14 protein-coding genes are annotated in these 14,200 nt (G+C 28.5%); 7 read left to right on the forward strand and 7 right to left on the reverse strand.

Going from position 1 to position 14,200, the window contains the following annotated elements; all coding sequences use genetic code 11:
• Nucleotides 1-36: 36 nt before the first annotated feature.
• Entirely contained in the window at nt 37-1,434 is a 1,398-nt protein-coding gene (locus tag T483_RS0125565) for an aminopeptidase (protein WP_026889389.1), read from the forward strand.
• An 81-nt stretch (nt 1,435-1,515) separates the two neighbouring features.
• On the opposite strand, the gene T483_RS0125570 is transcribed toward T483_RS0125565, so the two are convergent.
• Both T483_RS0125570 and T483_RS0125575 read right to left on the reverse strand, forming a co-directional pair.
• Nucleotides 1,516-2,361 carry a PHP domain-containing protein gene (locus tag T483_RS0125570; protein ID WP_026889390.1) on the reverse strand — a complete coding sequence of 282 codons (846 nt, stop codon included), beginning with the start codon at nt 2,359-2,361 and terminating at the stop codon, nt 1,516-1,518.
• A gap of 248 nt (nt 2,362-2,609) precedes the next feature.
• Nucleotides 2,610-3,092, reverse strand: a complete 483-nt coding sequence (locus T483_RS0125575) for a DUF4883 family protein (RefSeq protein ID WP_026889391.1) — start codon at nt 3,090-3,092, stop codon at nt 2,610-2,612.
• Between the two features lie 145 nt (nt 3,093-3,237).
• Here T483_RS0125575 and T483_RS0125580 point away from each other — a divergent pair, with 145 nt between their 5' ends.
• Entirely contained in the window at nt 3,238-4,263 is a 1,026-nt protein-coding gene (locus T483_RS0125580) for a pyruvate kinase (RefSeq protein ID WP_026889392.1), read from the forward strand.
• A gap of 260 nt (nt 4,264-4,523) precedes the next feature.
• On the opposite strand, the gene T483_RS0125585 is transcribed toward T483_RS0125580, so the two are convergent.
• The 3 genes from T483_RS0125585 to T483_RS0125595 all read right to left on the reverse strand — a co-directional run bounded on the left by T483_RS0125585 (nt 4,524) and on the right by T483_RS0125595 (nt 6,605).
• Nucleotides 4,524-5,018: a hypothetical protein gene (locus T483_RS0125585; RefSeq protein ID WP_026889393.1), complete on the reverse strand. Its 495-nt coding sequence runs from the start codon at nt 5,016-5,018 to the stop codon at nt 4,524-4,526.
• Nucleotides 5,019-5,094: 76 nt separating this feature from the next.
• Nucleotides 5,095-5,700, reverse strand: a complete 606-nt coding sequence (locus tag T483_RS0125590) for a J domain-containing protein (protein WP_026889394.1) — start codon at nt 5,698-5,700, stop codon at nt 5,095-5,097.
• Complete coding sequence (locus T483_RS0125595; RefSeq protein WP_026889395.1) at nt 5,700-6,605, reverse strand: DUF5685 family protein; 906 nt, start codon at nt 6,603-6,605, stop codon at nt 5,700-5,702. The genes T483_RS0125590 and T483_RS0125595 overlap by 1 nt, the downstream gene beginning before the upstream one ends.
• A 522-nt stretch (nt 6,606-7,127) precedes the next feature.
• On the opposite strand from T483_RS0125595, the gene T483_RS0125600 reads away from it, so the two are divergent.
• Entirely contained in the window at nt 7,128-7,670 is a 543-nt protein-coding gene (locus tag T483_RS0125600; protein WP_026889396.1) for an NADH peroxidase, read from the forward strand.
• A gap of 101 nt (nt 7,671-7,771) precedes the next feature.
• Here T483_RS0125600 and T483_RS0125605 read toward each other — a convergent pair whose 3' ends face one another.
• The gene (locus T483_RS0125605; protein WP_026889397.1) at nt 7,772-8,416 is read right to left on the reverse strand and encodes a macro domain-containing protein; all 645 of its coding nucleotides are present in this window, start codon (nt 8,414-8,416) and stop codon (nt 7,772-7,774) included.
• A 187-nt stretch (nt 8,417-8,603) separates the two neighbouring features.
• Nucleotides 8,604-9,251 (reverse strand): hypothetical protein, encoded by a 648-nt coding sequence (locus tag T483_RS0125610; RefSeq protein ID WP_026889398.1) that lies wholly within the window; start codon nt 9,249-9,251, stop codon nt 8,604-8,606.
• Nucleotides 9,252-9,899: 648 nt separating this feature from the next.
• Here T483_RS0125610 and T483_RS0125615 point away from each other — a divergent pair.
• From T483_RS0125615 to T483_RS0125630, 4 genes are all read left to right on the forward strand, one after another.
• Entirely contained in the window at nt 9,900-11,267 is a 1,368-nt protein-coding gene (locus T483_RS0125615) for an MATE family efflux transporter (RefSeq protein ID WP_026889399.1), read from the forward strand.
• Between the two features lie 202 nt (nt 11,268-11,469).
• Nucleotides 11,470-12,504, forward strand: coding sequence for a phosphodiester glycosidase family protein (locus T483_RS0125620; RefSeq protein WP_011968752.1), 1,035 nt, complete (start codon nt 11,470-11,472; stop codon nt 12,502-12,504).
• A gap of 14 nt (nt 12,505-12,518) precedes the next feature.
• Nucleotides 12,519-13,559, forward strand: coding sequence for a hypothetical protein (locus T483_RS0125625; protein WP_026889400.1), 1,041 nt, complete (start codon nt 12,519-12,521; stop codon nt 13,557-13,559).
• Nucleotides 13,560-13,676: 117 nt separating this feature from the next.
• The gene (locus T483_RS0125630) at nt 13,677-13,928 is read left to right on the forward strand and encodes a TM1266 family iron-only hydrogenase system putative regulator (RefSeq protein WP_011968754.1); all 252 of its coding nucleotides are present in this window, start codon (nt 13,677-13,679) and stop codon (nt 13,926-13,928) included.
• Nucleotides 13,929-14,200 lie beyond the last annotated feature (272 nt).

Below are 14,200 nucleotides of genomic sequence, written 5' to 3' on the forward strand. Positions count from 1 at the left end.
TGAGATATATATTTATCATCAAAAGGAGGATTGAACATGGAAAATGAAAAGAAAGATTTAAGCAAAAACGCATGGAATAAATATGATGAGAAAGAAGTGCAAAGCGTATTCGAGTTTTGTGAAGGATATAAGAATTTTATGTCTAAATGCAAAACTGAAAGGGAATGTGTTAAGGAAGTACTTAGATTAGCTAAAGCTGAAGGCTATGAAGATATAGAGGAAATAATAAAAAATAATAAACAATTAAAACCAGGTGACAAGATTTTTGCAAATAATAAAGGAAAAGCTGTTGCATTGTTTATTGTAGGAAGTGAAGCTATAGAAAAGGGGCTAAAGATATTAGGAGCTCATATTGATTCACCAAGATTAGATTTGAAGCAAAATCCACTTTATGAAGATAGTGAGTTAGCATTACTTGATACGCATTATTACGGTGGAATTAAAAAATATCAATGGGTTACATTGCCGTTAGCATTACATGGAGTGGTAGCAAAGAAAGATGGTACTGTAATCGATATTTGCATAGGCGAAGATGAAACAGATCCTGTTGTTGGAGTATCTGATCTTTTAATTCATTTAGCAGGAGAGCAAATGGGTAAAAAGGCTGATAAAGTAGTAGAGGGTGAAGATCTTAATGTATTAGTTGGAAGTATGCCTTTAAAGGGAAGCAAAAAAGATGCTGTTAAGGGAAATATTTTAAAATTATTAAAAGAAAAATATGATTTTGAAGAAGAAGACTTTCTATCTGCTGAAATTGAGATTGTGCCAGCTGGAAAGGCTAGAGATTATGGTTTAGATAGAAGTATGGTTATGGCTTATGGGCATGATGATAGAGTGTGTTCATATACTTCACTAATGGCTATGTTTGAAATAAAAGAGACTGATAAAACTTGTTGCTGTCTATTAGTTGACAAAGAAGAAGTTGGAAGCATTGGAGCAACAGGAATGCAATCAAGATTTTTTGAAAATATAGTTGCAGAAATCATTGATAGAATTGATGGATATTCTGATCTTAAATTAAGAAGATGTCTTACTAATTCAAAAATGCTATCATCTGATGTTAGTGCAGCTTTTGATCCTAATTATCCATCAGTAATGGAAAAGAAGAATTCAGCATTTTTTGGAAAAGGTATGGTATTTAATAAATATACTGGAGCTAGAGGTAAATCAGGTTCTAACGATGCTAGTGCTGAATATATGGCAGAACTTAGGCGCATAATGGAAAAGCATAATGTTTCAATTCAAACTTCTGAGCTTGGTAAAGTTGATGCCGGTGGCGGTGGAACAATTGCATATATATTGGCTCAATACAATATGGAAGTAATAGATTGTGGAGTTGCACTTCACAATATGCATGCACCTTGGGAAGTCGCAAGTAAAGTTGATATATTTGAAACAATGAAGGGATATAAAGCTTTTTTAATAGAGGCTTAATTTCAATAAATTAAGAAAAAAAGATATTATCAGGTTTAATGACTGATGATATCTTTTTTTCTTGATAATTAAATTAATTACCTAATATTGCATTAATGGTAAATCTAAAGCTAATAAAAGTTTGGATAGATATTCATTAGGTAAGTTCATACAGCCAATGTCCCCATGACGATCATCTGATTTTAAATCACCGTGAAAATCGGAACCACAGGAAACTAATAAACTATTTTTATTTGCTAAAGATAAGAATCTGGAAGTTTCACTTTGTGCATTTTGAAAATAAATTGATTCGATCCCATCAAAATTCATTAGTAATAATTCATCAACATTAGAATTATTTATTAATTTAGGATGAGCTAGAAATACAAGAGCATTATATTTTTTTAGTAATTTCAATCCGTCACTAGTAGAAAGTTTTAAGGTTGGGACATATGCTTTACAACCTTTACCAATAAATTTATTGAAAATTTCCTCGAGATTATAAGGATATCCGCAATTAACTATTTCTCTAGCAATATGAGGTCTTGCAATAGTATCATTAGCTTCTTTTAGAATTTTTTCGAAACTAACTTCAATATTAAATTCATCTTTAAGCTTATCAACCATAAGCTTAGCTCTCATCACTCTATGATCTTTAATGGTAGCTAATTCTCTCATAAAATCATTATTTTTAAAGTTATCATCTTTAAAAAATCCTAAAAGATGTACACTTTCATTATTGTGTTGAGTTGATAATTCAATTCCTGGAATTAGTGTGATATCATATTTAAAGCTTTCCTCAATAGCTTCATCTAAGCCGCTTAAGGTATCATGATCTGTTATAGCTAAGTACTTAACATTATTATCATGGGCCCTTTTAACAACTTCCTTAGGGGATAATGTTCCATCTGAAGAAGATGTATGAACGTGAAAGTCCACTTTAAGCATATAATTTAACCTCCAATTTGATTTAAGGTTTATAATAATAAAATTATCTAATTTATTGTAGATTAATTTGGAATAATATAAAAATATGTTATGCAAATTTTAATAATATAATCATATCATAAGATGTTGATATAAGTACACTAAAATAAAAGCTAGTGACGATATTTATAACTTAAGTTAATATTCACATTTTCTAACTTATGTGTATATAAATTAAAATATTGTTTCTTGATTTGGTATAAAAATATCTATTTTGATAAAGGTTTATTAGCTATATGATTACAAAAATCGAATGGATTGTATCTTAGCGGTAGATCTTTAATCGATATAATATCTTCATTATAATTTCCATCCCATGGTGAAACTGATATAGTTGAATCATTAAAAATTTTGAACAGATATTGACTATTATCTTCAAAAAGTATTTTTATTCTGAAGGGTTCCTTTGTATCAACTGATTCGTCAGAATAGTTGGCAGTTGTTAAGGCTGAAACAAAATCTTCAATTATAGGATTTTCTTCACTCGGAACCTCTATTTCCTTATATAGATTAGTATCAAATACATAAAGCGTGAAGTTTTGATTATTTAAGATCTTAGCTTTAATTTCATCAATATAATAATGATTACTTGGTTTTACTGAAAAGTTTATGTATTTAGGACTTTGAAGAGCACAGCTGCTCAAAGTGAAGCATAGAAATAAAATTGTGAAAGTAAAAGTTAATTTTTTCAAAAGTATACCTCCTAAAAATACGTTATATACTATTAAATTTATTCTTTATGTTATTTTTTAGAACTTTTCAATTGAGCCAATAAGTGATAATTAAGAAGATTCTATAATATGAATAAACAGTAGAGATAATTTGGGAGATAAGTTTATGTATATAATAGGAACGGTAGGACCTAATGTAAAGGATAGGGCTATACTTAAAGGTATAATAGAGAGTGGAGTAAATGCTTTGCGATTTAACTTTATACACGGAAGTGCAGTAGAATTTTTAGAATTTTTAAAAATGGCGAAAGATATAAAGAGTGATATCCAGGTAATACTAGATCTTTCAGGAACTAAGGTTAGAGTTTCTGGTAAATTTCAATATATATTTAAAGTTTATAATGGAGAAGTAATTTACTTTTGTGGAGAAGACAAATATATTGAAATGATGAAGAATAGCAGTAAAAATAAAATGAAAGTTATCCCATTAAATATAAAAAATAAAATCTTAAATGAAAAAGACTATAAGCAAATAGGAATAAAGGATAATACGATGACTTTTGATATCATAGATAAAGTGGATGGATTGATAAAGGCAATTACAATTAGGGGAGGAATTATTAGAAAATGGAAAGGGTGCAATATAAAGAATCTTGAGAGAAAAGATTTGCCACTAAATGAAAATGACAAGGATGCAATAAATTGGGGAATTAACAATAAAGTAGATATAATATGTCAATCATTTGTTGAGGATAGGAGCGATATTGAAGATGTTAAATTATTTCTAGATAATAGTAAATCAAATGAATTTAAGCCTAGAATTTGGGCTAAAATAGAAACATTAAATGGAGTTAATAATATAAAAAGCATTTTGAGTGAAGCAGATGGAATTGTGATAGGGAGAGGTGATTTGATTCCAGAAACATCCATAGAAGATACTCCTATTTATGAAGAAAAAATAATAAAAGAAGTTGTGAAAGAGAAAGATAAGGATATAATTATAGCTACGCATATCTTTAATAGCATGAAAAACGGAAAAATGCCATCGATTTCAGAAGTGGAGAGTATATATAACTTCATAAAAGTTGGAGCTACTGGATTTCTTCTGGCAGGGGAAACGTCTATAGGAAAAGCACCTATAAGAACAGTAGAATTTCTAAATAACTTGATTATAAAATATATTAATATATGAATAGTATATATGTTGAAATTGAATTTCTACATTTTATCTTAACTAAGTACTTATCTCACTAGAATTTTAAATGTAAATTTATTATTGAAACATATAATAAAAAAGTTTAAGTTATTATAAAATAGCTGAAATATAAATTGATTAATCATGAAAGTAATTGAGATGATATTAGTTAAACTGATGACATTAAAAAATATATGCCAATATATATTAAGGGTATAAGAAATAAATATGATTTGTTTCTTATACCCTTAATTCATCTATAGATTAGTATGTATTCGTTTCAAATAGAAACTTATTATAATAGTCAATGCGTAGTCGTAAATCAAAAATACAATTTGACCAGCAATCCATATCATATACAAAGGGTAGTTAATAGTAAGATTGCCTAAAAAATTAGTGGAAATAAAATAAATTACTGAAAGTAAAGCATTAAATGCAATCAATTTAAAAAACAATTCCAATGGAATATTTCTAATCTTTTCTGAAAAGTATTTTACTATACCATAAACTCCAAAAAATGATACATAATAAATGGCAATATTAGTTGGAACCAAAAATAAGCTAAGAATACTTGATCCTGCATAAACCAAGATAGTATTTTTTATTGAAGTTCTTATTATTGATATAGGGATTAAGCAAGAAGATACTGTTAATATTGTTAAAGTGCTTATTGGCAGTATAGAAGCAGCGTAAAGTATTATTAATGTTAATGCTATAGTTATTCCGTTTTCAGCTATATATTTTGCTTTCATAAAATATTCACCTCACTAAATAAATGCAACTTGTATATGTTCTAAAATAAAAGCATTAGGTATAGGTATATTTATATTAACAGCAACCAATTAAATCTCCGCCAGCGCATTCACATAAAGAATCGAGACACCAAAGATTTATACAGCAATTACACATATCAGCATTACTAGTATTTGTGGTTCTATAGTAAGGGTTTGAGTAATTATTGCCTCTTTGTCTTAAAGAATTTAAGCCTTGCCTATATTCAAAATTATTTGGATCCATATTAACGGCTGTAGTCATATGATCAAGTGCTGAATCAAACCAGCCTTTGTTAAGCATTATTGCACCGTATAAATAATGCCATTCAGCAGATTTGTTATTTATAGAATTTAAACGGCTTTCAGCGGCTGCATAATTCCCAGATTGAATAAGTCTCCTTATTTCTTGAAAATCATACGAGCTATTTGAAGCGTTGCTATAGTTGGATGTATTACTGGAATTGTAACTATTATTTCCAGGATTTTTTGTTAGAGCTTCATAAGCTTCGTTAATTTCAATCATTTTTTCTTGTGCTAAATTTTTTAGCGGATTATCACCGTACTGATCAGGATGGTATTGTTTAATAAGTTTTCTGTAAGCACTTTTTATTTCATCTTGGCTTGCACCAGGCTTTACGCCTAATATTTCATATGGATTCATTATAAATCTCTCCTTTTAGTCTCATTTGTATTTTCTGGATTTTTAATTATGCTTATATATTTATCCATTAAACCTAATTCAATTATATTATATAATATATCTTCATTTCTTTTTAGGTTTAATTTTTCTAAATGCTCTTTACAACTATATCCACAATTTAAAATTGTAAATTCTATTTTAGGCTTTATGGATTCCATAAATTTATCGTATGTTAAAGAATTTTTGTTATACAAGAAATTTATTGGATTAAATTTTTTATTTTCCATATCAGATTTTAAATCATCTAAGGCATCTATCAGATAAATCCATTTTCCTATTGAATATCCTAATTTATATAAAGTATTTCTCAAATCCAATCCATCATCGATTAATTTATAAGGATAATCACGTAAAATTACTCCAACTAGATCGCTAAATGGATCACATATCTCATCTATAGAATTAAATGATTTATTATTTTCTAAAGTAGAAAGTTTGTTTAAGCATTTCATTATGTTATTATTAATTTTAATTATTGAATTAGGAAATTTTCTTTTATAAGGGAATAAAAGAAGTGATAAAAATTTACTTTTATAATTTTTATCATCATGAGCATCATCTAATAGTTTATAATAAAATAGGGATATATTCATAGCAGATGCATAAGACAACGCTTTATTATTAGCTATTACTATTTTTTTTTCAGTAGGATGAAGAGAACACCTGTGATGAGAAATTTCTAGTTCATCTGGATTTAATGCATCTAATAGTAAACCTAGAAAAGTCATATCATAATTTAAAGACATTCTTGGTATATTACCAAATTCTTTTTTTATATGGCAACATAATCCGCAGTAATAACATTTAAATCTGGCAAAATCCTTTACTTTCATTTCTGCCTTTAATGGAGTAACATATCCAAACAATAAAAAACACTCCTCATAAAATTAAATATAAATCAATTATACAGTAAATTTAGCCATATAAACAATAAAGTTCATACATACATAATAAAATTTTCAGATAATATTAACATTTATACGATAGTATATTGCTCACAAGATATATTTAGAGCAATAATAAGGTTACATTTACAATTCCAGTGATCTAAGAGCTGAATTAGGATTAATTCGTTATAAAAAAATAATAGTGAGACGCTTAATTAATAATCTTTTTTATTTATTATAGAAGAAAGGTTTGGAATAAATTTAATTTAGATTTATAGGAATTTTTTATTACAAAGTCCAATATAATGTTATCGTGGCTAAAAGAGGATTAATAGGAGTTTACCAATAAACAATAAGTATTTCATGGAAAAATTGAAATATTTATAAAAAACTCTTTACAACGGATAATAATTATTATATAATAACAAATGTAGAAAACAAAAGATAAAAATTAAATGATATAAATAAAATAATAAATTAAAATTTTAGGAGGAAGAGATTATGAAAAAATTCGTTTGTACAGTGTGTGGTTATATTTATGAAGGAGAAAAAGCTCCAGAAAAATGTCCAGTGTGTGGAGTAGGAGCAGAAAAATTTGTTGAGCAAAGCGGAGAATTAGCTTTTGCAGATGAACATATAATCGGAGTTGCTAAAGGTGTTGATAAAGAAGTAATTAATGGATTACAAGCAAACTTTGTTGGAGAATGTACAGAAGTTGGAATGTACTTAGCTATGTCAAGACAAGCTGATAGAGAAGGGTATCCAGAAGTTGCAGAAGCTTATAAAAGAATAGCATTTGAAGAAGCAGAACATGCTTCTAAATTCGCTGAATTACTTGGTGAAGTAGTAGTAGCAGATACAAAAGCTAATTTACAAGCTAGAGTTGATGCTGAACATGGTGCATGTCAAGGTAAAAAGGATTTAGCAACACTTGCTAAGAAATTAAACTTAGATGCAATACATGATACAGTTCATGAAATGTGCAAAGATGAAGCTAGACATGGAAAAGCATTTAAAGGATTATTAGATAGATATTTTGCATAATATCATAAGATATAATATACACATATTTTTAACTGAATAATTAGTGATAATTCTGCTTAATTAAGCAAAGTAAAAGAGAAGATAAGTTATTATCTTCTCTTTTATTTTTGCAATCTTTCTTCATACAAAGATTTGTACATATTATAGGTTTTCTCATCTAAGCAAACCATTGCAATTTCATCAAAGGTATCTGGAGAACTGTTTATAAACGATAAAATTTCATCTAATGCTATATTGCAAGCTTCGTTTAATGGATAGGAATAGGCACCTGTGCTTATAGATGGTAAAGCAATAGTTTTAATTGGATGTTCATTAATATAATCATCGAGTTCTTTTACTATAAAGTCCTTTTGTTTATCTGTATTAAAACGATAAAGATTTTTATTTAGAATTTCATTACACTGCTTTGAATAAAATCCGGAGTAATTAGCTGCTATCTCAAAGACAGAACGATAAGCATTTCTTAAATATTTTTCTTCTGAACCGTTATTTCGGTAAATGGGCCCTACAGTATGTATTACCCAATGTACACCATGATCACTCAAGTTATAAGATCTCGTCAATTTAGATCTACCAGTCAAACAGCCGTTTAACTGTCTGCATTCATCCAATAATTTTTCCCCACAGGCTTTATGAATAGCACCATCAACTCCTCCGCCACCAAGTAATGATGCATTCGCAGCATTTACAATAGCGTCAAATTTGATTTTTGTTATATCATCAAAAAGTATTTTAAAGTTAGTCAAATTAATCACCTCATATTAGTCATACAAAAATTCTCTCACTTAATAGTTTACACCCAATTGACATAAATAAAAATACTATTTTTTGAAAAAAATGTTAATTAGTTATATCGAAATTAAATTATACTTATATATATGAGAGAAATGATAAAATAATTTTTAAATTCTAGCAAGAGAACTAATAAAGTAATTAAATAGGCTGATTTTCTAAATTTTTTCTTCTATTATCTAAAGGATTTAAATTTATGTGATGTACTTTCATTGTTTCGTCTGGATTCATAATCAATCTGTCTAAACGAATTCTACCCTCAGAAGTATTAGCTACAACCATAGATTCAGAACCTTTTTTGTAAAGAACCCAGTTGTACCCGTCTTTTACTACTTTATTTACATCTTCCATTGAAATTAAAGCAGTATCCTTATGGTTTCCAAATTTATCTCTTAAAATTATACCCATTGTATCATGATCAATTTTAGTACAATCATTTTTTGAACTTCTATTATATAATTCTAAATTTTCTTTTCTGTTATCTAGAGTATTTCCGTTTAAGTGTTTTATTGGAGCTTTTGGATCAACATCTAAAATAACAGATTGAATTGATTTCTTAGTAGAAACTGTCTTTCCGTTAACTTTAGTAGATTCTAAAGTTTGAACAAGATAATTATTAAAATCTTTATGCCATTCAGCAAACCAAATTCCGGCTTCTTTAACTCTATTAGCATCGAATGTGTCTATCTTGCAAACTAGTTCACTTCCATCTTTCTTTAAGACAGTAATTTCAGTAAGATTACCTTTTTCAGTATATTTATTTTCTTGAGTTTTATAATTTGTATTTATGGTTAAGCACCTCTTTCATGATTTAATGTTTAGTAATATATGTGAATGACAATCTCATTTGAAAAATAGCACAAAATAAGTTATTTTTCAAGGTTTTGTATATATTATGACACATATATAATTAATTTAAACATTACATCATTATACCAGATTAAAAATATAAAAGATATACACCTTAGAAAAAAGCGCGAAGCGCAACCAAAAACATATAATCAATAAAAAAATGTCATTAATGTATAATAACAACAACTAATAAAAAAGTACGCACCTTAGAAAAAAGCGCGAAGCGCAACCAAGATCATTTAAGCTAAAGAAAGAACTTACCTTAAAAAAAGCGCAAATAAGATCAATTCACATATGAAAAGAGTGCGAAGCACAATTAGGAACTTATTAAGCACGCCCAAAATCCTTTTAACTTAGAAAAAATCGCAAAGAGTAAAGCTTAGTAGAAATTTTTGATTTAAATTAGTACAAGTTAGTGATAATTTTTAATCATATTGCTTTTTTAAGAAGATAATATTATATTATATTTCATTGTATATACCCATAAAATCTTAAAAAATATTAAATATATGGTAGACGCAGTTGAGTAAACTAAAGTAAAATAGAATTTGATATTAAGAAAGCGCAGATAATGAGGTACTAAATATGATAATTACTAAGACTTTAAAAAGTATTTTGGACGATAAGAAGTTTATACGAAAAGCTATATCTATTACAGTACCAATAACATTGCAAGCCCTGTTGAATACAAGCTTGAATCTTGTGGATACTGTAATGATTGGAAGTTTAGGTCAAAGTTCAATTGCAGCAGTTGGCCTTGCAAATAAAGTATTCTTTGTTTTTACATTACTATTATTTGGTGTTGTTAGTGGGTCTTCGATTTTAACTGCTCAATATTTTGGCAAAAATGATATAAGTAATATAAGAAGAGTATTAGGTATGTCTCTGATTATTGGTTTAGTTGGATCAATTATTTTTGTAATACCGAGCTTAATATGTCCTGAAATAGTTATGAGTATTTTTACACCAAATGAAAATACGATAAAAATAGGCGCATCGTATTTAGCTATAGCCGCAATTAGTTATCCTTTAACCGCAGTCACAAATGTTTATGTGGCACTTTTAAGAGGCGTAAATCAAGTAAAAGCTCCTGTTTTCATAACAGTGTTTTCTATTTGTATTAAAGTAATGCTAAATTATACTTTAATATTTGGACACTTTGGGGTACCAGCTCTTGGGGTGCAAGGAGAAGCTATTGCAACTATAATAGCTAGAACAATTGAATGCACATGTATTTTAGCTATAGTATATTATGAAAAAGGCCCCGCAGCTGCGAAATTTAAAGAACTCATATCGTTTAATAAGAGTTTTACAAAATTATATGCCTCAACCGTATCTCCAGTTATAATTAATGAATTTATGTGGGGACTAGGGGTAACAATGTATTCTTTAGTATACGGTAGAATGGGAGATGGAGCTGTTGCAGCAATCACAATAACCCAAACTGTTGAACAAATAATGACAGTCGTATTTCAGGGCATAAGTGCAGCAACTGCAGTTATATTGGGGAATGAACTAGGAGCAAATAAATTGGATGATGCAGAAAGTCATGCAAAGTATTTTATAATACTACAGTTTATTTTTGCTTTAATAATGTCTGCAACATGCTTGTTTATTAGAAGTCCAATAATTATGTTGTTTAATGTAACTGAAAGTGTAGCAGTAGATATTAGCAGATGTCTAATAGTTTTTTCATGCTATTTACCATTTAAGATATTTAATTGGGTAAATATTGTGGGTATACTTAGAAGTGGTGGCGACACTAAAGCTGCATTAATGTTAGATATTACTGGAGTATGGTTAGTTGGCATACCGTTTGCATATTTAGGTGGAATGTTACTTGAGCTTCAGATATATTTCGTATATGCAATGGTTACATTTGAAGAAGTATACAAATTTGTACTTGGGTTTAGGAGATATAAGCAAAGAATATGGCTTAAAAACTTAGTTTAGAATTGGGGAGGATTTTAAAATAGAAGATGAAGTCTATTTTTAGAATTCTCCCTGTCTATTCTAAAAAGGAAAGACTTAGAAAAATAAAAGTGAATTGTATAAATATGGAATTCTTAATTTTTTTGTAACCTCTTAGGGGATTATTTCCTATATAATAGGAAATAATGAAGATATTAAATAAATATAGATTTCGGAGGAATATATGGATAAACAAACAAACCATAAGCCAAGAAAAAAAACGCACAAAAGAAAGAAAAGAAAATCTAATTCGAGAGTACTTTTAAAGGGATTATTGGATATGTTTATCTTTTTAGCTATAACAACGCCATTGGTATTGTTCTTTGGACCATATGATAATACGAGAAAAACATTTATATCAACAGTCCTAGCAACAAGGCATGCATATTTAATAAATGATATAATTCCACAATCAGCTTTAAATAAACTTCTTGGAATAGATGAAGAGAGCGATAGTCAAGAAGTTTTTCAAGATATGAAAAAAATAAATGTTAAATATAAAGTTGGAAATGAAATAAATAGATATGATATACATACTCAGAGATTTGATGGATATGTGTTAGAAGTGAAGAATCCATTAAAAATGAAGGTTGCAATGACTAAGTTTTTAGGAAAAATGGGTGAAAAGACAAGTCAGATGGCGGAAGATAATAATGCTGTTGCAGCTATTAATGGTGGATCATTTATTGATAAATCAACTGATGGAACTGCTTATGCAGGTACTGGATCTGAACCTGGTGGATTTGTAATATCAGGCGGAAATGTTATTTACCCAAAGTCTGGTGCAGATGAGAAAAAAGTTGAAAATGTAATTGCATTTACAAAAAGTGGAGAACTAGTAGTTGGGGATCATAGTTTGGCTGATTTAAAAAAGATGAATGTACAGGAAGCTATGTGTTTTAGAAGACCTAATATTGTAATTAATGGGATTAGACAAGTAAAAAATAAAATGGAAGATGGGCTTAATCCTAGAACTGCAGTTGGTCAGAAACAAGATGGAACTATAATTCTATTAGTTATAGATGGCAGAAAGATAACATCACCAGGAGCAAGTTTATATGATGTTCAAGAGATAATGATGGAAAGAGGTGCTGTTAATGCAGGTGCTCTTGATGGAGGATATTCTTCAACTATGTATTATAAAGGAAATGTTATAAATTCTCCTAATGCTTGGGATGGTGAAAGAACCGTTGCTACAGCATTTTATGTAGAACAGTAAAAGGAGGATAAGTGATGAGAAATATTAAAAGAAGATTAGCATGGTGTGCGCTTGCTCTAATATTACAGCAATGCATATTTTTATATTTTGATAAAGTATATTTGGCATCTGATCTCAATATAAAAGCTGAAGAAGTTAAAGATGAGGATAATGTTGCTGATAAGAAAACAGAGATTAATATAAAAAAGGGAGTAAGTGAAATTAAAGTATCTTCAGATGCAAGATATGTATCATATATAGAAGACAGTAAGCTTAAAACATTAGATAGCAATGATGATAAGGAAAAAGTATGTGATACAGATAGTGGATCAGAAATTGTATTCTATAGATGGCTTAATAGTGAAGATAATATGATAATAATTCAAAAGATAAAGGAAAAAGGTGCGTACTATTTTGAGCCTATATCTTTTGATGCTAAAAAAGGAGAATCAAGGAATCTTGCGGACTTTGATTTTAAAAAGGTTAGAATTAAGCTTGAGAGTACAAAGGATGAAATTAATAATGTTGTGTTTTCAACATTGACTCATAGTTTATATATAGAAGTGAAGAAGAGTAGTGGAAAATGTGATTTGTATTACGCAAACGTAATGAATCAGTTGAAGAAGGTTAAAAGTGAAAAAGTTATAGGAAATGTTGTAGTGCCAACAACTAGTACTAATGCGATAATGGAGGAAAATAGCAATATAACTATATTAAATACAAAAGGAAGCGTATCAATACCTAATGTTAAAAGTGCAAAAATATTGGGAGCTGATGTTAATGATAATGTGTATTTTGGAGAAGTAGCAGACAACAAAATTAAGAATATATATTACAGCGTGTTATCTGATAGTCAGAGGAAATGGAATCAATTAAAACTTGCAAAACCCACTGACAGAAATGATATAATAATTGATTACACGGGTAAAGTTTATGTTAATAGTAAATCAGATAATAGTGTATTAGAATTGACAAGTAATAAAAACATAAAATATAAAGGGGAATTGGTTCAATCATATTCTAAAGGAATCATTTCTAGAGATGGCAATACGTTAATTAAAAATAAGTTGGAATAAAATAATATGAATAATGAATAAGTTAAAAAAAAATAGATAAACTATACATTGATGAAAAAAAGATCTTCATAAAAAGGAAGATCTTGTTTTTTACATAAAATCAATGGAGGAATGAAAATGTCTAAAATAGGAGTAGTGAGTGCAATATTAGAACACCCAAAGGAAGTACAAGATGAATTTAATGATGTAGTAGCATCATTTAGAGGAAGTATAAAAGGAAGGATGGGGATACCTTTTGCTGATGAGTTATCAGTTATATCTATAGCTCTTACAGGGGAATCAGAAGAAACAATAAATGATTTTACAGAGCAGCTTGACCGTATTGATGGTGTATCAGTGAAAACTTCAATAGCGAAGATTGAGGTTTAATGTTTCTTAAATTTTAAAAATCTAAATTTGATCTATATACATAAAATTTATGTGCAATGGTAGTGAAAATAATCAGGATAGATATGAAGTATTAAAAGGAATCTTTGGAAGCTTGGACTTGAACATATGATAGATAATTTGGTGGAAGAAGATAAAGAAAAATATAAAGAATGCATACCTAACACTTTTAAGAATTGCTAGGTATGCATTAATTTTATAGTAACATAAATTTTACAATTATATATTCAAATAAATGCTATAATATATAAGTT

The sequence above is a fragment of the Clostridium beijerinckii HUN142 genome (assembly GCF_000621745.1).
Classification (GTDB): domain Bacteria; phylum Bacillota; class Clostridia; order Clostridiales; family Clostridiaceae; genus Clostridium; species Clostridium beijerinckii_A.